At 69.2% G+C, this 17,427-nt stretch carries 15 protein-coding genes; 5 read left to right on the top strand and 10 right to left on the bottom strand.

Annotation, left to right across the window (positions count from 1 at the left end):
- Positions 1-45: 45 nt before the first annotated feature.
- The 3 genes from ettA to ACAG26_RS11580 all read right to left on the bottom strand — a co-directional run bounded on the left by ettA (position 46) and on the right by ACAG26_RS11580 (position 3,001).
- Positions 46-1,722 carry an energy-dependent translational throttle protein EttA gene (gene ettA, locus ACAG26_RS11590; RefSeq protein ID WP_370482304.1) on the bottom strand — a complete coding sequence of 559 codons (1,677 nt, stop codon included), beginning with the start codon at positions 1,720-1,722 and terminating at the stop codon, positions 46-48.
- Between the two features lie 77 nt (positions 1,723-1,799).
- Positions 1,800-2,282 (bottom strand): single-stranded DNA-binding protein, encoded by a 483-nt coding sequence (ssb, locus tag ACAG26_RS11585; protein WP_370482303.1) that lies wholly within the window; start codon positions 2,280-2,282, stop codon positions 1,800-1,802.
- A gap of 146 nt (positions 2,283-2,428) precedes the next feature.
- Positions 2,429-3,001, bottom strand: a complete 573-nt coding sequence (locus ACAG26_RS11580) for a TetR/AcrR family transcriptional regulator (protein ID WP_370482302.1) — start codon at positions 2,999-3,001, stop codon at positions 2,429-2,431.
- Positions 3,002-3,094: 93 nt separating this feature from the next.
- Between ACAG26_RS11580 and ACAG26_RS11575 the strand changes: the two genes are divergently transcribed.
- On the top strand, positions 3,095-3,943 hold the full coding sequence (locus ACAG26_RS11575) for an SAM-dependent methyltransferase (RefSeq protein ID WP_370482301.1): 849 nt from the start codon (positions 3,095-3,097) through the stop codon (positions 3,941-3,943).
- 14 nt (positions 3,944-3,957) lie between these two features.
- On the opposite strand, the gene ACAG26_RS11570 is transcribed toward ACAG26_RS11575, so the two are convergent.
- Positions 3,958-4,542 (bottom strand): LppX_LprAFG lipoprotein, encoded by a 585-nt coding sequence (locus tag ACAG26_RS11570; RefSeq protein ID WP_370482300.1) that lies wholly within the window; start codon positions 4,540-4,542, stop codon positions 3,958-3,960.
- Between ACAG26_RS11570 and ACAG26_RS11565 the strand changes: the two genes are divergently transcribed.
- Together ACAG26_RS11565 and ACAG26_RS11560 are read left to right on the top strand one after the other, a co-directional pair.
- Positions 4,472-4,780, top strand: coding sequence for a hypothetical protein (locus tag ACAG26_RS11565; protein ID WP_370482419.1), 309 nt, complete (start codon positions 4,472-4,474; stop codon positions 4,778-4,780). The two genes, ACAG26_RS11570 and ACAG26_RS11565, sit on opposite strands and share 71 nt — an antisense overlap.
- A gap of 239 nt (positions 4,781-5,019) precedes the next feature.
- Positions 5,020-6,357 carry an MFS transporter gene (locus ACAG26_RS11560; RefSeq protein WP_370482411.1) on the top strand — a complete coding sequence of 446 codons (1,338 nt, stop codon included), beginning with the start codon at positions 5,020-5,022 and terminating at the stop codon, positions 6,355-6,357.
- Here ACAG26_RS11560 and ACAG26_RS11555 read toward each other — a convergent pair.
- A complete protein-coding gene (locus ACAG26_RS11555) occupies positions 6,354-6,803 on the bottom strand; it encodes a nitroreductase family deazaflavin-dependent oxidoreductase (protein ID WP_370482299.1) in 450 nt (149 codons plus the stop codon). The genes ACAG26_RS11560 and ACAG26_RS11555 overlap by 4 nt on opposite strands.
- Before the next feature lie 179 nt (positions 6,804-6,982).
- Here ACAG26_RS11555 and ACAG26_RS11550 point away from each other — a divergent pair, with 179 nt between their 5' ends.
- A complete protein-coding gene (locus ACAG26_RS11550; protein ID WP_370482298.1) occupies positions 6,983-8,281 on the top strand; it encodes an NADH:flavin oxidoreductase/NADH oxidase family protein in 1,299 nt (432 codons plus the stop codon).
- Here the strand turns inward: ACAG26_RS11550 and ACAG26_RS11545 are convergent.
- Positions 8,243-9,073 carry an SDR family NAD(P)-dependent oxidoreductase gene (locus ACAG26_RS11545; protein WP_370482296.1) on the bottom strand — a complete coding sequence of 277 codons (831 nt, stop codon included), beginning with the start codon at positions 9,071-9,073 and terminating at the stop codon, positions 8,243-8,245. The two genes, ACAG26_RS11550 and ACAG26_RS11545, sit on opposite strands and share 39 nt — an antisense overlap.
- A gap of 101 nt (positions 9,074-9,174) precedes the next feature.
- On the opposite strand from ACAG26_RS11545, the gene ACAG26_RS11540 reads away from it, so the two are divergent.
- On the top strand, positions 9,175-9,753 hold the full coding sequence (locus ACAG26_RS11540; RefSeq protein ID WP_370482295.1) for a TetR/AcrR family transcriptional regulator: 579 nt from the start codon (positions 9,175-9,177) through the stop codon (positions 9,751-9,753).
- Here ACAG26_RS11540 and ACAG26_RS11535 read toward each other — a convergent pair.
- The 4 genes from ACAG26_RS11535 to ACAG26_RS11520 form a co-directional block, all read right to left on the bottom strand.
- The gene (locus ACAG26_RS11535; protein WP_370482410.1) at positions 9,750-11,747 is read right to left on the bottom strand and encodes a cytochrome c oxidase assembly protein; all 1,998 of its coding nucleotides are present in this window, start codon (positions 11,745-11,747) and stop codon (positions 9,750-9,752) included. The two genes, ACAG26_RS11540 and ACAG26_RS11535, sit on opposite strands and share 4 nt — an antisense overlap.
- Positions 11,748-11,852: 105 nt before the next feature.
- Positions 11,853-14,192, bottom strand: coding sequence for a glycerol-3-phosphate 1-O-acyltransferase (locus ACAG26_RS11530; protein ID WP_370482292.1), 2,340 nt, complete (start codon positions 14,190-14,192; stop codon positions 11,853-11,855).
- On the bottom strand, positions 14,189-15,796 hold the full coding sequence (locus ACAG26_RS11525) for an HAD-IB family hydrolase (protein ID WP_370482291.1): 1,608 nt from the start codon (positions 15,794-15,796) through the stop codon (positions 14,189-14,191). Before ACAG26_RS11525 ends, ACAG26_RS11530 begins: the two co-directional genes overlap by 4 nt.
- Positions 15,793-17,241: a wax ester/triacylglycerol synthase family O-acyltransferase gene (locus ACAG26_RS11520; protein WP_370482289.1), complete on the bottom strand. Its 1,449-nt coding sequence runs from the start codon at positions 17,239-17,241 to the stop codon at positions 15,793-15,795. Before ACAG26_RS11520 ends, ACAG26_RS11525 begins: the two co-directional genes overlap by 4 nt.
- Positions 17,242-17,427: the final 186 nt, after the last annotated feature.

Here is a 17,427-nt window from a genome sequence, read left to right as displayed (position 1 = left end):
GCTGACCGTCCCTCCCGCGCACCAGCCCTGTCACCGCGGACCAGATTAGTCCCGGGTCAGCCGCCGGTGGGTGACCCGGTGCGGGCGGGCGGCTTCCACACCCAGACGCTCCACCTTGTTCTCCTCATAGGAGCCGAAGTTGCCCTCGAACCAGAACCACTTCGCCTCGTTGTCGTCGTCACCCTCCCAGGCCAGGATGTGGGTGCAGGTGCGGTCCAAGAACCAGCGGTCGTGGGAGATCACCACCGCGCAGCCGGGGAATTTCTCCAGCGCGTTCTCCAGCGAGCTCAGCGTCTCGACGTCCAGGTCGTTGGTGGGCTCGTCGAGCAGGATCAGGTTGCCGCCCTCCTTGAGGGTCAGCGCCAGGTTGAGCCGGTTGCGTTCCCCACCGGAGAGCACCCCGGCCGGCTTTTGCTGATCGGGGCCCTTGAACCCGAACGCCGACACGTAGGCCCGCGACGGGATCTCGTTCTGGCCGACCTGAATGTGGTCGAGCCCGTCGGAGACCACCTCCCAGACCGTCTTCTTCGGGTCGATGCCGGCCCGGCTCTGGTCGACGTAGCTGAGCTTGACGGTCTCGCCGACCTTGACGGTGCCGCTGTCCGGCTGCTCGAGCCCGACGATGGTCTTGAACAGCGTGGTCTTGCCGACCCCGTTGGGGCCGATCACGCCGACGATGCCGTTACGCGGCAGGGTGAAGGACAGATCCTTGATCAGGGTGCGGCCGCCGAAACCCTTGTCGAGGTGCTCGACCTCCACCACCTGGTTGCCCAGCCGCGGCCCGGTCGGGATCTGGATCTCCTCGAAGTCGAGTTTGCGGGTCTTCTCGGCCTCGGCGGCCATCTCCTCGTAGCGCTGCAACCGGGCCTTGTTCTTGGCTTGCCGGGCCTTAGCGCCCGACCGCACCCAGGCCAGCTCCTCTTGCAGCCGCTTTTGCAGCTTGGCGTCCTTGCGGCCCTGCACGGCCAACCGATCGGCCTTCTTCTCCAGGTAGGTGGAGTAGTTGCCCTCATACGGGTAGGCGCGGCCCCGGTCGAGCTCCAAAATCCACTCGGCCACGTTGTCGAGGAAGTACCGGTCGTGGGTGACCGCCAGGATCGCCCCCGGGTAGGCGGCCAGGTGCGCCTCCAGCCACTGCACGCTCTCGGCGTCGAGGTGGTTGGTGGGTTCGTCCAGCAACAACAGGTCGGGCTTGCTCAACAGCAGCTTGCACAGCGCCACCCGGCGGCGCTCCCCGCCGGACAGGTTGGTGACCGGTTCGTCGGGCGGCGGGCAGCGCAGCGCGTCCATCGCCTGCTCGAGCTGGGAGTCGATGTCCCAGGCGTTGGCGTGGTCGAGCTGCTCCTGCAGCCGCCCCATTTCCTCCATCAGCTCGTCGGTGTAGTCGGTGGCCATCAGCTCGGCGACCTCGTTGAACCGGTCCAGCTTGACCTTGATGTCGCCCAGGCCCTCCTCGACGTTGCCGCGGACGGTCTTGTCCTCGTTCAGCGGCGGCTCCTGCTGCAGGATGCCCACGGTGGCGTCGTTGGCCAAAAACGCGTCGCCGTTATTGGCCTTGTCCAGGCCGGCCATGATCCGCAAGACGCTCGACTTGCCGGCCCCGTTGGGGCCCACCACGCCGATCTTGGCTCCAGGCAGGAAGCTCAGCGTGACGTCGTCAAGGATGACCTTGTCGCCGTGCGCCTTGCGGACCTTCCGCATCGTGTAGATGTATTCAGCCATTGCCGCGGTGTTGCCTTCCCGATGGTCGATTGCTCCCGAACCATCCTAGGGGCTCGGCCCGGCACGGCTGCCCGGCGCTACGCCGTCAGCGACAGGCCCGTCTCGGAGTCGTCGCTCACGGCGTGATCCGCCTCACCGGTGTCGCCGTCCTCGGTGCTGGCGACCGGTTCGGCGGGGCCCGCCGGCACGCCGTCGGGTCCCGCGGCGACCATCTTCTGCACCCGGGCGATGCAGCGCGACAGGTCGGGGCCCACGCAGCTGGCCCGCAGTTCCATCGTGGAGCGGCGGATGCCCTCGCGGTCCTCGTATTCGCTGGTGTAGACGTGGCCGACCACCACCACCGGCGAGCCCTTGCGCAGCGACGCGCCCACCCCGGTAACCAGGCGGCCCCAGCAGTTGACGGTGACGAACAGCGAGTTGCCCGGCTCCCAGGTCCCGTCGGCGCCGCGGCGCCGCGAATTGCTGGCGACCCGGAACTTCATCACTTCCTGATCCCCCACCCCACGGCGAATGGGGTCGTTGACAATGTTGCCGACCACGGCAATCGGAGTTTCGAACATGGCTCAATTCCTTCCTGGGTGCGGCGGGCGGTCCCGCCGGTGCTGCCCTCATTGAGCCCCGAACTCCCGACACCGCGGTCGGGGCGGCCGCCCGAACCGGCCGCCGCTGTGGAAGAAATGTCGACTGGGGATAACCCGAGCGGTGATTACATCCGGTCGACAATGTCGAGGGCGATGCGGGTGGCGGCGGTGTTGCTGGCGTGGTCGTCGAGATCGAGGTCGCCCATCATCGACAGACTCCAGCTGATCGCCAAAAGTGCCTGGCGGGCGTGGAAGACGCTCAGCGGTGTTCGATCGGGCGCGGCCATCAAGTCGGCGAGCACGCGGAACTGGTAGCGCAAGCTGGTGCCGATCCCCAAATCACGGAACGCCGGTTGGTTCTCGGCCCAAAACCGGACCATGTCCTTGCCCAGTCCGTGCAGCAGCGTGCCGTACCGGGTGACGATCTGTTGGGCGCGGTCTCGACCCGGCGGTGTTGATTCTGCCCAGCCGACGATGTCGTCGATGCCACGCCGCAGGTCTTCCGACAGGCTCGCGACGATGTCTTCCTTGGTGCGGAAGTGGTAGTACAGCGCCGCCTTGGTGACACCCAGCTGCTCGGCGATGTCCCGCAGGGAGGTGGTTGCATAGCCGCGCTCGGTGAACAGTTCCATCGCCACCGAGCGAATCCGTTCCCTGGTGTCGGTGCGGCGCCGATCCTCGGCACGACGTTCCTCCATCACGTTCCCCATCTTGCTTGACGACCGGCTAGTAAAAGCCTAACTTGACATCGAAGATACCTAGCCGGTCGACAAGCTAAATAAGGAGCCAGGATGCCCGAAGACATCCCGAACGTGCCCATCGACGGGGTTGCCATCACCGCGATCGGTGTCGCCGTCATCCGCGCCCGCGAAACGAACCGCGATGACCGGCTCTATGCCGACCCGCTCGCCCAGGCATTCGTCGACGCGGCGCGCACCGGCTTTACCGCAGAGCGGTGGGCGCACCTGGACGCGCTGGCGGACCGGTTTTTCGACGGCCGCACCCTCGGAGTGCGGTTGGTCGATGACCGCGTGCGCGACGCACTTGAGGCCGGCATCGCTCAGATCGTGCTGCTCGGGGCGGGGCTGGACACCCGGGCGTTTCGGATGGGGTTGCCGCCGCATGTCGCGGTGTTTGAGATCGACCTACCCGAACTGTTCGCGTTCAAGGAAGCGGTCCTGAACCGGGGCACAGCGGAGCCGAGCTGCCAACGGCACGTGGTGGCCGCCGACCTGCGCGATGACTGGGTCACCCCGCTGCACGCCAGTGGGTTCTGCGACGACGAACCGACCTACTGGGTCGACGAAGGCACGCTCGGTTTCCTGACCCAGGAGTGGAACCAGCACGTCGTGCGGACCCTGACCCAACTGTCCGCCCGGGGCAGCCTGTTCGGCGCGGGCCGGTTCATCAGCGACCCCGACGACACCCGGTATCGGGACCTGCGGACGCTGGTCGGCACCGACATGCAAACCCACCCCGGGTCACCGGTGGTCGGAGCCGACTTCGACGTCGAACAATGGCTCAACGATCTCGGGTGGGACACCGAATTCCGCAGCTGGAACGACCAGATCGCCCCGTTCGGCCGAGACGTCAGCGTTGCCGACCCCCGCGTCGGCAACATTGCGGCACGGCGACGTTGACGCGGGTCAGCGGGTCACGGTCCGGTGGGCGGTTTGTCGACGCTGACCGGCGCGTTCCAGTTGGACAGCACCATCTCGATCGCCTTGTCCTTGCTGGGCTCCAGCTTGACCTTGACCAGCTGATGGTCACCGCTCTCCTGGATCCACACCGTCGTCGACATCTTTTTGCTGGCGTCCAGCGGCACGATCTTGTTCACCGCGTCGGCCGTGACCTTGCCGCTGACCCGAATGGTCTCCTGGCCGTCGACGGTTTCGCGGGCCTCGGCCTTGGGGTCGATGAAATCGGAGAGCAGGTTGGCCAACCCGGTGTCCGGGTTCAGGATCGCGGCCACGTCGTAGACCGTGGAGGTGGGCCCGTAATCACGCCACGGACCCCCGGGCAGCGACGCGTACATGCGGCGGTCGAACTCGACGAATTTGATGCCGACGTCGGCGCCCATGATGGTGATCTTGGCGTCGCCCTGGGCCGCGGCGCTGGGCTGGGTGGTCAGGTCGCCATTGAGCGTTTTGACTGGCATCTCCGCGATCGTGCCGGTCACCGACAGCGCCAGGTGTGCGCTCTTGAGGTCTTTGGTGCTCTTGCTGGCCTCCTTGAGCAAGGCCGCCGGGTCCGGCAGTGGGTCGTCGGCCTGCTTCGACGACGACGACGGGGAGGATGACGACGAGGTCGTCGCCGACGGCGAGGATGCGGACGACGGCGCCGCGGACGACGTGGACGAGGACCGCGACGACGATGACGGCGGCGGCGAGGAGGTCGAGGAGCAACCGGCGATGACGGCGACGACGACGCCCACCACAGCGGGGACGGCCATAAGCCTGCGCATCCCGACATCGTAGAGGGCGCCGCCACACCGCGCGGAGGCCGATGTGCTCGATGCGGTATTCGGCTGCCACGTCGAGGAATTGGGGCCAGCGGTTCGCCGCAGCGTCAGCACCGCAAAAATGACGTGCCGAGGACGGCTGTGGGCAATTGGTACCGTCGAGCGGTGGCTACCACAAGCCGACGGGACAGCGATGACCCCACTCACCGACGGATGTGGACCCGCGACGAGATCCGGGTTTCTGATCCGGCGGCCATGCGTCGCTCGATCGCGGGCACCGCGATCGGCAACTTCATGGAGTGGTACGACTTCGGCATCTACGGCTTTTTGGCCACCACGATCGCCCAGGTCTTCTACCCGTCGGACAGTTCCAGCGCCGTCGGCTTGATCGCCACCTTCGGCACGCTGGCGGCGGCGTTCGCGGTGCGGCCGTTCGGCGGAATCGTCTTCGGTTCGCTCGGCGACCGCATCGGCCGCAAAAAGGTGTTGGTCATGACGGTCACCCTGATGGCGATCGGCACCACGGTGACCGGGTTGCTGCCCGGCTACGAGAGCATCGGCCTCTGGGCGCCGGTTCTGCTCATCGTCACCCGCGTCCTGCAGGGCTTCTCCACCGGCGGGGAGTACGTCGGCGCGATGACCTACGTCAGCGAACACGCCCCCGACCGCAGCCGCGGCGCCATGGCCGGGTTTTTGCCGCTGGGCACGCTCAGCGGCTATGTGGTGGGTGCGGCGGTGGTGACCGGGCTGCAGACCCAGGTGCCCATCGCCGACATGCTCAGCTGGGGTTGGCGGATCCCGTACCTGCTGGGGGTCCCGCTGGCCTTGATCGCGCTGTATATGCGGCTGCGGATCGAGGAATCGCCGGCCTACGAGCAAATGAGCGAGAGCGAGCAGGAGCCCAGTCACGGCGGCTGGCGGCAGTTCGAGCAGACGATTGTGCGGCAGCGCACGGCCCTGCTGATCACCATGGGCTTGGTGCTGGCCGAAAACGTCACCAACTACATGCTCACCGGGTATCTGCCGACGTACTTCAAACAAGTCGGTCGCATCAGCGGCAGCACCGGCTTGCTGATGATCGTGGTGGTGCTGGCCCTGATGTTGGTGACGGTGGTGTGGCTGGCGAAGTTGTCCGACCACATCGGCCGCAAACCGATCCTGTGGACCGGTTGTGCGCTGCTCGTCGCCGGCTCGGTGCCAGCGTTCCTGCTGATCCGCCACGGCGCCGGCCACTCGGCGAAGTTCGCCGGGGTGCTGCTGATCGGGGCGACGCTGCTGTGCTTCAACTGCACGACGCCGTCCACGCTGCCGGCGCTGTTCCCCACCAACGTGCGCAACTTCGCGGTGGCCATCGGGTTCAACATCTCGGTGTCGGCGTTCGGCGGGACCACCCCGCTGATCGCCGAGGCGCTGGTGTCGGGCACCGGCAACGTGATGGTGCCGGCCTACATCCTGATGGCCGCCGGCCTGGTTGGTGCGGTCACGGTGTGGTTCACCCCCGAGGTGGCCGGCAAGCGGCTGCCCGGTTCGGGGCCGTCGGTGGCCACCGAGGAGGAAGCCCGCGAGATCGTCGAAGCCGGGCAGTCCGTCTAGCGCTGGCTGGGGTCCTCTACCAGCTCGAAGATCGGGATGGTGCGCGTGGTTTTTGACTGGTAATTCGCGTAGGCGAACGCAGGCACGGTGGCGTTGATCTTGGGAATGACCGCCTGGCGTTCGGACGGGCTGAGCTCGCGCGCGACGACATCGAACGAGCCGGTGGCGACCTCAACGTGCGCCCGCGGGGTGGCTCGCAGGTTGTGCACCCACGCCGGATTGACCTCGGCCCCGCCGAAACCGGCGACGATCAGCAGCTTGCCGTCGATGCGAAACACCACCAGCGGCGCGACGCGCGGCTCGCCGGATTTCGCGCCCGTCGTAGTAAGTAGCAACAGCTCATTGCCTGCGAATCGCCCCCCGACCTTGCCGGCGTTGGCGCGAAACTCGTCGACGATATCGCCGTTCAGCGCCCTTAGCGTCTCGGGATCGGGTTTCTGAGCCACTCCAAACAGAGCTACCCGGTAGCGCGGACTATTCCCAATTGGCGGCAGTTGTTGTGTCCAGCTTCGCTGTCGTCTCGACATCGGTGGCGACATCGCGGTTTCAGGGACCATGTTGACGCTGCTTACTTGACCTTCTACGCTGGCGTGAGCACTGCTAACATTTCCCCCCGGAGGTCCCGATGCCCGTCACAGTCTTCAGCCCGTTGACCCTGCCGAACGGGGCGGTCATCGGAAACCGGCTGGCCAAGGCCGCGATGGAGGAGAACATGGCCGGTGCCGGGCAACTCCCCGATGAGCCGCTGTTTCGGCTGTATCGGCGATGGAGCGCGGGCGGGGCCGGGCTGATCATCACCGGCAACGTGATGGTGCACGCCGAGGCCCTGACCGGGCCGGCGGGCGTCGTGCTCGACGCGCACTCGCCGCTGGAGCCGTTCCGGCAATGGGCGGCCGCCGCGCACAGCGGCGGCGCGCGGGTGTGGATGCAGATCAACCACCCGGGCCGGCAGGTGATGGCGAACATGCCCGGCGTCGCGTGGGGCCCCTCGGCGATCCGCGTCGACATCGGTCGCAACAGCAAGCGGCTGGCGCAGCCGGTCGAGATGACCGCCGAGCAGATCGCGGCGACCGTGGCGCGCTTCGCCGAGACCGCGCGGCGCGCCGAGCTGGCCGGGTTCGACGGCGTGGAAATCCACGCCGCGCACGGCTATTTGCTGTCGCAGTTCCTGTCCCCGCTGTCCAACCGGCGCACCGACCGGTGGGGCGGCACCCTCGAGAACCGGGCACGCCTGCTGCTTGACATCGTCGGCGCCGTTAGGGCCGCGGTGGCGCCGGGGTTCACCGTGGCCGTCAAGCTCAACTCGGCCGACTTCCAGCGCGGGGGCTTCGACGCCGACGACGCCCGGCGGGTGATCGGGCTGCTGGCGCCGCTCGGGGTCGACCTGGTCGAGCTCTCCGGCGGCAGCTACGAAAGCCCCGCTATGACCGGCCACTCCCCCGTCGACGGACGGACCCGGGCCCGCGAGGCGTACTTCCTCACCCTGGCCGAGGAACTGGCCGCGTCCAGTCCGCTGCCGCTGATGCTGACCGGCGGCATCGTGCGCCGACCGGTCGCCGAAGACGTCCTGGCCGGCGGCATCGACCTGGTCGGCATGGGCACCGCGCTGGCCGTCGATCCCGATCTGCCGAACAAATGGCGCGACGGAGCCGACGCCGCGGTCACGCTCGCGCCGGTCGCGATCAAGGACAAGGCCGCCGCGTCGGCGGTCGGCATGGCCCGCGTCCGCTATCAGCTGCGCCGCCTGGGCAGGGGCCGACGCACCCGCCCCGGGGTTCCGCCGCTGGCCGCCTACGCCCAGGAAGCCCTGCTGCGACGCCGCGCCCTGCGCCGCTACCAGACCTGGCTGCAAGCTCGCAGCGCCCGACCCGCCGTGCCGTTCGGCTCAGTCCAGGCCGACCAGATCGGCGGAGACCGCCCATAACCCGTCGATGAGCCGGGGATCGTGGGCTTGCCGGTTCTCCGGGCCATGGGCGCGGTGCCGGGAGAAGTAGACGCCGTTGATCGCGGGGTCGGCGCCGCGCCGGGCCAGTTCGATCAGCGGCGCGGCCCCCTGTTCCGGGGTGATCGCTGCCAGGTGGCGCAACGGGGTGCGGTACAGCAGGCCGACGAAGCGGGAGTCCCGACCGAAGCTCGTCGCGACCGGACCGGGATGCACCGCGGCCGAGACGATCCCGTCGTCAGCCCACCGTTGGGCGATGCCGCGGGTGAACAGAATGTTCATCAGCTTGCTGGACCCGTAGGCGCGCATCTCGAACGGGTGCCGCCGCCGATAGTCCAGATCGTCCAGGTCGATACGCCCAAACAGGTTGCCGATGCTGGAGGTGTTCAGCACCAAGGCGCGGTCGGCGGCGACCAGCCGGTCCCGCAGCAGGTTGGTGAGCAAAAACGGCGCCAGGTGGTTGATCTGGAAATTGGGTTCGTGACCGTCGACGGTCCGCAGCCGCGGCGCGAACGTGCCGCCCGCGTTGTTCATCAAGGTGTCGATCGTGCCGACCCGCTCGCGGATCTGTTGGGCCAGCGCACGAACCTCGTCGAGGCGTGCGAAGTCCGCGGTCAGCGCGGTGGCCCCGGTGTCGGCGGCAACCGGGGCGAGTTTCTGAGCTGAGCGGCCGACGACAACGAGGTCGACCTCCGGTCCGGCCAGGGCGCGTGCGGCCACGGCGCCGATGCCGTCACTGGCACCGGTGATCACGATCGTTCGGGCTGAGGTCATGGATGGTCTCCTTGCCGTTCGAGATGTTAGCGCCGCTCACTCGTAGCTGCTGCTAACATTAGGGGTCCATGTAAGCAGCGTCAACACAAGGCTGTCCCACGATGTCCACGTCGACCGCGCCGTATCACCACGGCGACCTGCCCGGTGCGCTGGTGCGGGCCGCGGTGGAGTTGCTCGAAGAGGGCGGGGCGACCGAATTGTCGGTGCGTGCCGCCGCCCGGCGCGCCGGCGTGTCCACCGCCGCACCCTACCGCCATTTCGCCGACCGCACCGCCCTGCTGTCGGCCGTCGCCGCGGTGGGCTATCGGGAGTTGGCCACCGATCTGGTTGCGGCGCACCCGCAGCCGAGCACCGCAGACGACCTCGCGGCCGTCGCGGTCGCCTACGTCGAGTTCGCGCTGCGGCGCCCGGGCCTGTTCCGGGTGATGTTCACCGAGCGGTGTGATCCGGCCAGCACCGAGCGGGCGGCGGCGGTGGAGACGATCCACGGCTACCTCAAAGCCACCGTGCAGCGGGTGTTCCCGGCCGCCAATCCGGAACCGATGGCGACCGCGGCGTGGGGCCTGGTGCACGGCTTGGCGTTCCTGCACCTGGACGGGAAGCTCGACGCCTCGTCCGCCCCGGCGGTCGCCGACCGGGTGCGCGCGGCGGTGCGCGCGCTGCTCGCTCCGAGCGGCTAGCGCGGCCCGGTGGCGTCGCGGCGGGCCAGTTCGGCCAGCATCGCGTTGTAGGCGGCCAGCTCGGCGTCGTCGTCGCGGTCGGCGGCGCGGTCCAGCCGGGTGGCGGTGCGTTGATCGCTGCGCCGCCACTGCACCAGCAGCGCCACCATCACGATCACCAGCGGGATTTCGCCGGCCGCCCACGCGATTCCGCCACCGAGCCGCTGATCCCCCATCAGGTCGGTGTGCCAGCTCAGCTGCAGTGAGCGGTAAAAGTTCTCGGCGAGCACGCTTTTCGTGCCCATCAGCACCACCCCGAAGAAGGCGTGCAGCGGCAGCGACGCGAACACCACCCCCACCTTGGCCACCGGCGGGATGGGCCGCGGGGTGGGGTCCACCCCGATCACCACCCAGTAGAACAGGTAGCCGCTGAGCAAGAAGTGCACGTTCATCGCGAGGTGCCCGACGTGGCTGCCGGCGGCCGCGTCGAACAGCCCGCTGAAATACAGGCCGTAGAACCCGGCGACGAACAGCACCGTGGCGATCACCGGGTTGGTGAAGAACTTCGAGACCCGGCTGTGCAGCGCGGCCAGCAGCCACTCCCGCATCCCCGGGGGCTGCCCGCGCCCGGCCGCCGGCAGCGCCCGCAGCGCCAGGGTGACCGGGGCGCCGAGCACCAGCAGGATCGGCACCAGCATCGACAGCAGCATGTGGGCGCTCATGTGGATGCTGAACATGGCCGGCATGTACCGGCCCAGCCCCGAGGAGGTGGCGAACAGCAGGCTCGCGCAGCCCAGCAGCCAGGCCACCGTGCGTCCCGGCGGCCAGTGATCGCCGCGGCGGCGCAGCCGCCACACCCCGGCGGCGTACACCGCGGCGAACACCAGCGCGGCGGTGCCGAAGACCAGGTCGAACCGCCAGTCGAACAGGATCCGCGCCACCGTCGGCGGGCCGGCGAAGTCGTAGCCGATCTTCACCTCCGGGATCGACGGGCGCAGGATCGGCGGGGGCGGCGGCGGGGTGCGGCCCAGCGCGACGGCCACCCCGAAGGTGACGCCGAACACCGCGGCCTCGGTCAGCGCCAACCGGATCAGCGCGCCGCGGGCATCCGGATCGGCTTGCAGCGCCGCCACGCCGCGGCGCCGCTGCCGCCAGCCCAGCACCCCCAGCACGGCCAACGCGACGATCTTGCCCAGCACCAGCCGGCCGTAGGCGGTGGTCAGGATGTCCGACGGCAGCACCCGGACCAGGGCGTTGATGACGCCGCTGTATCCCATCGCCACGAAACACCACAGCGCCAGCAGGGAGAACCGCCGCGCGGCCAGATCGGCGTGCCGCCCGCCGCGCACCGCGTGCACCAGCAGCGCCAGCAGCCCGCCGGCCCACAGACCCGCGGTGAACAGGTGGATCAGCAAGCTGTTGGTGGCCAGGTCGTGCGCGCCGCCGGCCGACGAGTGACCGGTCAAACCCAGCGGGACCAGGGTGCCCAGCGCGGCGGCCAGCAGCGCCGGGGTCCACGCCCAGCGCAGCACCGCCAGGCTGGCCAGCATCACCGCCGCGGCCAGCAGGGCGGTCCACCGCCACGCGGTGGCGATGTCGATCAGGCTGGCCAGCGACCACACCGTCACCGGGTTGAGGTGGTTGACCAGCGGCTGGCCGGATACGTCGGAGATGGTCAGCGGCACCAGCAGCGCCGCGCACACCGCCCACACCCCGGAGGCGACGCTGCCCAGCCGCAGCGCCCGGTAGCCGGCGACATCGAGCACCCCGTTGTCCTGCGGCGGCACCAGAAACGCGGCGAACAAAAACGATCCGACCGCCAGCACCGCCGCGACCTCGCCGGCCGCCCGGATAAACGGCAGCCCCAGCGTGGTGGCCGGCCCCGGGTCGGGCAGGCCGGTGGCGGTCAGCGCATCGGCCAGCGACAACGCGGCCAGCCCGGCCGCCACACACCCGGCCAGCACCGCGACGCCGACCAGCATCGGCCATACCGTCGCGTGTTTGCCGGAAGTCATGGGGCGCCGTTCCTCCTCATCGCCGCGCGCTGCATCGTCGCCGCCGCGGGTCATCCCCCCAGCGTATGGGCCTAGACGCGCGGCGCCGGAGCCGGGCCGCGCGGTTCAGGAGCCGCGCTGGCGCCGCTCGGCTTCGCGGGCGACGAACTGCGCCCGGCCGATCTTGTCGACGTGGTTGATTTCGCGCAGGATGTCCCGCAGCTCGCGCCGAAACGCCGCCCGTCGCTGCATCAGGTCGGCCAGATCGTCGGCGGGCTGCAGCAGCTCCTGGTCGGCGGCCACCTGTCGTGCGGTCGCGAACAGCAGGGTGGACACCGACTCGCTGCTGCGCACCCGGCCCTGCGCGACGTACTGGCGGCCGACCCCGAGCGCGACCTGGGTCAGGTCGTGGTCGCCGATCTCGGCCGGGGCGCTGCGCAGCACGTCGGCGACGATCTCGTAGGCCTCGAAGAACACCCGCAGCATCGAGCCCGCCATCAGCGGCCGCTTGGCGTACAGCATGGCGTCGATCTCGTCGCCGCCGGCGGCGACCCGGGTTTCCCAGTCGCCGTGCCAGGCCATCTCTTCGGCGATGTTGTCCCGAAACGCCGCCGAGTCGGCGAAGTAGAAATCGAACTTCAGCAGGTCACGCAGCCGCATCGCCTGGTCCCAGAACGCCTGCAGCCGGTCGGCGTCGACCCGCCGGACGTGCGCCAGCGCCAGCTCGACGATGGAGGTTTCCAAGAAGGCGTGGATCACCGAATTGCGGTAGAACGCCGCGGCGTGCTCGTTTTCGGGGGCGATGCGCCACACCGGTTCTCGGCCGCCGTCCACCCGGGTGATGGGATGGCCGTTGGACAGCGCGTCGACGGCCGCGCGCACCCCCTCGGGGGTGCGCAGCCGCAGCGCACTGGTGGACACCGGGGTTTGCTTGCGGTCCAGGTAGTCCAGCGAATCCTGCAGGGTGTGGTGCAGCTGGTCGAGGGTCAGCGCCAGCCCGCGGGTGGTCAGCAGCAGCGCCGACACCAGCCCGGTGGCGGTGATCGGGGTGGCCCGCAGGATCCGCCAGGCCACCTCGAACGCCATCTTCTGCAGCGCCAGCCGCCGGGCGGCGTCGTCGGTGGCGACCTCCCCGCCGGGGTCACCCAGGTGCTGGCGCATGGACACCGCTTCGGGGAAGCGGACGTAGATCTTGCCGTAGTTGCGTTCGCCCTGGGCCTTGATGAAGTTGTACAGCCAGCCGAAGCTCTCCGGGGTCTTCTCCCCGCCGCGCGCGTAGGCGGCGTACTCGGCGATCTCGTGCAGCTGGTCGAAGCTGATCGACACCGGTTGCAGCAGAATGTCGTCGGCGCGCCCGTCCAGGTAGGCGTTGGCGACATAGCTCATCAGGCCCAGCTTGGGCGGCAACATTTTCCCGGTCCGCGACCGGGTGCCCTCGATGGACCAGCTCAGGTTGAACCGTTTCTCGACGACGTAGCCGACGTACTCCTTGAGCACGTATTTGTACAGCGCGGTGTCGATGCTGCGCCGGATGAAGATGACCCCGGAGCGCCGCATCAGCGGGCCCATCACCCCGAACGCCAGGTTGATCCCGGCGAACACGTGCACCGGCGGCAGCCGGTTCTCCTGCATCGCCACCGGCACCACCGCGCCGTCGATGTAGGACCGGTGGCTGAACAGCAGCACCGCGGGGTGGGCTTCCAGCGCGGCGCGCATCGCCGCGATCTGATATTCGTCGTAGTCGAGGTCGGGGTCGAAGCCGCGGCTGAGCAGCCGGCCCAGCACCGACACCAGGTCGATCGACACCCGACTCCAGCCGGTGGCCAGTTCGTCGAGCATCTTGCCGGCTTCGTCCAGGGTGGCGCCCGGGATCTTCTCCAGGCCGGCGCGGAATCGGCTGGACGCCAAGATCTCCGGCTTGACCAGCCGCGGCGACTTGTATTGCGGCCCGAGGATCCGGTACTCGGCGCGTTCCATCGCCAACAGTGCCCGCCGGGTGACGAAGTGGGCGAAATCGCGGGGGCTGTCCCCCACCGTCTGGTCGCGCCACTGTTGGCGCAGCTCGGACACCTTCGCCGATTCACCGGCCACCACCCGGACCCGGGAGGGCTCGGTGTGCACGATCCGCCGCTGCTGACGCTCGTTGGGGTGGTAGGGATCCCGGCCCGGCAGCACCGCCGCCAGCCGGGATGCCGCCGACGCGCCGGCCCGCGGCATCCAGAACACCCGCACCGGAACCACCGAGCGGTCCTCGTCGGCTTCGAGTTGCTCCACCAGCTGAGCCAGTGCCGCCGGGGCGGCGTCGCGGGCCGGCAGCTCCACCACGTCGATCTTGGTCTGCGGGTGCTCGGCCCGGTGCCGCCGCAGCCAGCTCTTCACCAGGTCGGCCTCCACCGCCGAGCTCACCGAGGCCAACACCAGCGCGTCCTCGGTGGTGGTGAAGCTGACCGGATCCGCTGTCGTCATGACCGCCCCCTCGGTTTGGGGTTGGCCGCTTTGGGCGCGGCTTTTTTGGCGGCCGCCTTTTTGGCCGCCTTGCGCGGCGCGGCCTTCTTGGCGGCCTTCCGGGTGACCGGTTTGCGATACAGCCCCGGCTCGGGCAGCTCGCCGTCCGGCCAGCTGGCCAGGGTATCCAGATACAGTTGGCGCACCGCGGCGATCCGGTCGTCCAGGTTGTCCACCGTCCAGTCGTCGACGGAAATCGGCGGAAACACAGCGATATCCACCGTGCCGGGGTTGATGCTGACCGAATCCCGGGCAGCGACGACCTCGGCGTTGCGGATCACGATCGGCACGATCGGGATCCCGGCCGCCATCGCGATCCGAAACGGCCCCTTCTTGAACGGCCCCACCCCGGTGGTGTCCACCCGGGTGCCTTCCGGGGCGATCATCACCGACAAGCCCTTCTTGGCGCGCTCCTCGACTTGCTGCAGCGTCTCCACCGCGGCGGTGGGATTGTCTCGGTCGATGAACGCGGTGTCGGTCAGCCGGCCCAGGGTGCCCGCGATGGGGTCGCGTTCAAGTTCCTTCTTGCCCACGCTGATCCAGTTGTCCCGCACCAGCGCGGCGGCGATGACCGGGTCCACCTGGTTGCGGTGGTTGAAGATGAACACCGCCGGCCGCTGCGCGGTCAGGTTCTCCTTGCCGAGCACGTGCAGCCGCACCCCGTTGATCCCCAACAGCAGCTGCGGAAAGTTCGCGGTGAAGAAGTTCACCCCGCGGCGCCGGCTGCGGGTCAGCAGCCCCCAGCCCACCGCGCCGGCGCCGACCGGGACCAGCGACCCCAGGCCGGCGACCGTCCGCAACTGCCCGAACAACCCGCCGCTGCCGCGGCTGGAAAATTTCAGGATCGGCCAGCCGCGTCGGCGCGCGACCGCGGCCATCTTGCCTTCGGGGTTGGTCGGTCGCGGGTTGCCGACCAGGTACATCAACGCCACGTCCTCGTCGCCGTCGGCGTAGAAGTAGCTGTCGGCCAAGTCGATATCGTGTTCGGCGGCGAACCGTTGCACGGCGGCGGCCTTACCCGGTCCCCATAGGATCGGGTTCACCACCGCGCCGGTGAGCACCCCGTTCTCGTCGGTCTCGAACCGGTTGGTCAAGGTGTTGGTGATGCCGAGAAAGCGGGCCACCGGTTCGACCTGGATGGTCAACGCCGAGGAGCTGAGCACCACCGTGTGGCCGCGGGCCAGATGCGCGCGGACCAACTCCCGCATCTCCGGGTAGATCCGCGACGCGATCTTCTGCACGAACAGCCGCTCGCCGATCTCCTCCAGGTCACTCAGCGAGCGTCCGCGCAGCGCCGACGACGCGGTGGTGATGAGTTGCTCGAATTCGATGCGGCCCAACTGGTGGTTGAGGCCGGCCTGCACCATGGTGATCAGCTCGCCCACGCCCATGTCGCGGCGCCGGAACCGCTCCTGGGTGAGGATGACCGCGGTGAAGCCCGCCACCAACGTGCCGTCCAGGTCGAAGAACGCGCCGATCTTCGGCCCCGGTGGGCTGGCGGCGATCTCGGCGACCGACCCGGGCAGCCGCAAGTCGCGCGGCGAGGGTGCTTGGGTGTCGGTCATGAGCCCACCGCCGACGGCGACGACGCCAGCGTGCAGTGCGGGGCGGGGTCACCGGCCAGGGCCAGCACCTCGTCGAACCCCTCCACCAGGCAGCGGGTGAACAGCGACGCGTCGCGGACCGCGGCCCGGTCGTAGCGCACCGTGATCGTGCAGCACCCGCCCCGGGAGATCAGCACCACCATCATCGCCACCCCCGGCAACGGACCAAGACCGTAGTGCCGCAACACTTTTGTCCCGGCGATGTAGGTGTCACCCGGATAGAACGGCACATTGCTGGCCTGCACGTCGGAGGCGACGACCGAGCCGGTCACCATCTCCAGCACCGATGTCGGCAGCACGCTGAGCACCGGGGCCACCGAGCCGATCATGTCCAGGGCGGGTTCCTCGCGGCGCTGCGTCATCTGCGCGCGGATCCGCTTCATCCGCTCCACCGGGTCGGCGACGCCGACCGGGGCGGCCAGGTTCACGCCGGTGAAGCGGTTGCCGCCGGCGGGGTCGGCTTCGGCGCGCAGGTTGACCGGCACCGCCATCGGCAGCGTGGCGATCGGCACGCCCAGGGCCTCGTGGTAGCGGCCCAGCGCACCGGACAGCCCGGCCAGGTAGGCGTCGTTGACCGAACCGCCCCCACCCTTGGCGGCCCGGTACAGGTCGGACAGCGGGACGTCGAGGGCGATGCTGCGGGTCGCCAGGCTGCGGCGCCGCAGCAGCGGCGACGGCTCGGCGGCTTGGCTGATCACCCGCGCGCCCGAGCGGGCGTACCCGAGCACGCCGGCCACCGCCGAACCCGGGTTGCGCACCGTCCGGCCCACCACCGACAGCGCGCCGACCAGCACGTCGCGGGCACCGCCCACCACGGCGCCGGGCAGCTGGTTAATGCCTTCGCGCATCAGGTCGTTGGGGGATAGATCCTGCGGCACCGGCTGCGGCGGCGTCGGCCGCTCGGGCGGGTTGCGCTCCAGATCGTAGATCTGGCCGAACATTTCGGCGCCGCCCACCCCGTCGGTGACGGCGTGGCTGATGTGCAGCATGGTCGCGGCCCGCCCGTCGGCCAGGCCTTCGACCAGCGTCACCGTCCACAGCGGCCGGGAGATGTCCAACGGCGATTGCAGGATCACTTCGGCGAGATCGAGCACCTCGCGCAGGGTGCCGGGTTCCGGGGCCCGCACCCGCCGCACATGGAAGTCCAGGTTGAAGTCGGGATCGACCACCCAGCGCGGCGCCGCCGTCGGCAGGGTCGGGACGACCACCTTCTGCCGCAGCCGCAGCACCCGCCGGGACACGTTTTCGAAGCGGGCCCGGAATCGGTCCCAGTCGGGGGTGGCGTCCAGCAGCTCCACCCCCATGATCCCCGACCGGGTCCGTGGGTTGGCTTCGCCGCGGTGCAGCAGATAGTCGACCGCCCCCAGCTCGACCGGTAATCCGGCGGTATCGACGAAATCAGCCACGGCCGCCTCCCAACCCCTTCGCCCGGTTCTACATATCAACCCAACGCTAACCCGGTGAACGCGGCAGCGAGAGCCGATTGTACGGATCGGTGCACGCCGCCGCCGATCGCGAACGAAATCACATGCCAATCTGTCGATTTGAAATTTTCGCCGGCGCCGGCGACCCGTTGACCGCGGCGTGAGACG

It is taken from the genome of Mycobacterium sp. pUA109, from assembly GCF_041287095.1.
Taxonomy (GTDB): Bacteria; Actinomycetota; Actinomycetes; order Mycobacteriales; family Mycobacteriaceae; genus Mycobacterium.
This window is presented reverse-complemented; position numbering and strand designations above follow the sequence as displayed.

What these genes read in the sequence shown, in the direction of transcription:
- ettA (WP_370482304.1), bottom strand. Translation starts at nt 1,722, where the DNA reads ATGGCTGAATACATCTACACGATGCGGAAGGTCCGCAAGGCGCACGGC.
- ssb (WP_370482303.1), bottom strand. Translation starts at nt 2,282, where the DNA reads ATGTTCGAAACTCCGATTGCCGTGGTCGGCAACATTGTCAACGACCCC.
- ACAG26_RS11580 (WP_370482302.1), bottom strand. Translation starts at nt 3,001, where the DNA reads ATGGAGGAACGTCGTGCCGAGGATCGGCGCCGCACCGACACCAGGGAA.
- ACAG26_RS11575 (WP_370482301.1), top strand. Translation starts at nt 3,095, where the DNA reads ATGCCCGAAGACATCCCGAACGTGCCCATCGACGGGGTTGCCATCACC.
- ACAG26_RS11560 (WP_370482411.1), top strand. Translation starts at nt 5,020, where the DNA reads ATGCGTCGCTCGATCGCGGGCACCGCGATCGGCAACTTCATGGAGTGG.
- ACAG26_RS11550 (WP_370482298.1), top strand. Translation starts at nt 6,983, where the DNA reads ATGCCCGTCACAGTCTTCAGCCCGTTGACCCTGCCGAACGGGGCGGTC.
- ACAG26_RS11545 (WP_370482296.1), bottom strand. Translation starts at nt 9,073, where the DNA reads ATGACCTCAGCCCGAACGATCGTGATCACCGGTGCCAGTGACGGCATC.
- ACAG26_RS11540 (WP_370482295.1), top strand. Translation starts at nt 9,175, where the DNA reads ATGTCCACGTCGACCGCGCCGTATCACCACGGCGACCTGCCCGGTGCG.
- ACAG26_RS11535 (WP_370482410.1), bottom strand. Translation starts at nt 11,747, where the DNA reads ATGACTTCCGGCAAACACGCGACGGTATGGCCGATGCTGGTCGGCGTC.
- ACAG26_RS11530 (WP_370482292.1), bottom strand. Translation starts at nt 14,192, where the DNA reads ATGACGACAGCGGATCCGGTCAGCTTCACCACCACCGAGGACGCGCTG.
- ACAG26_RS11525 (WP_370482291.1), bottom strand. Translation starts at nt 15,796, where the DNA reads ATGACCGACACCCAAGCACCCTCGCCGCGCGACTTGCGGCTGCCCGGG.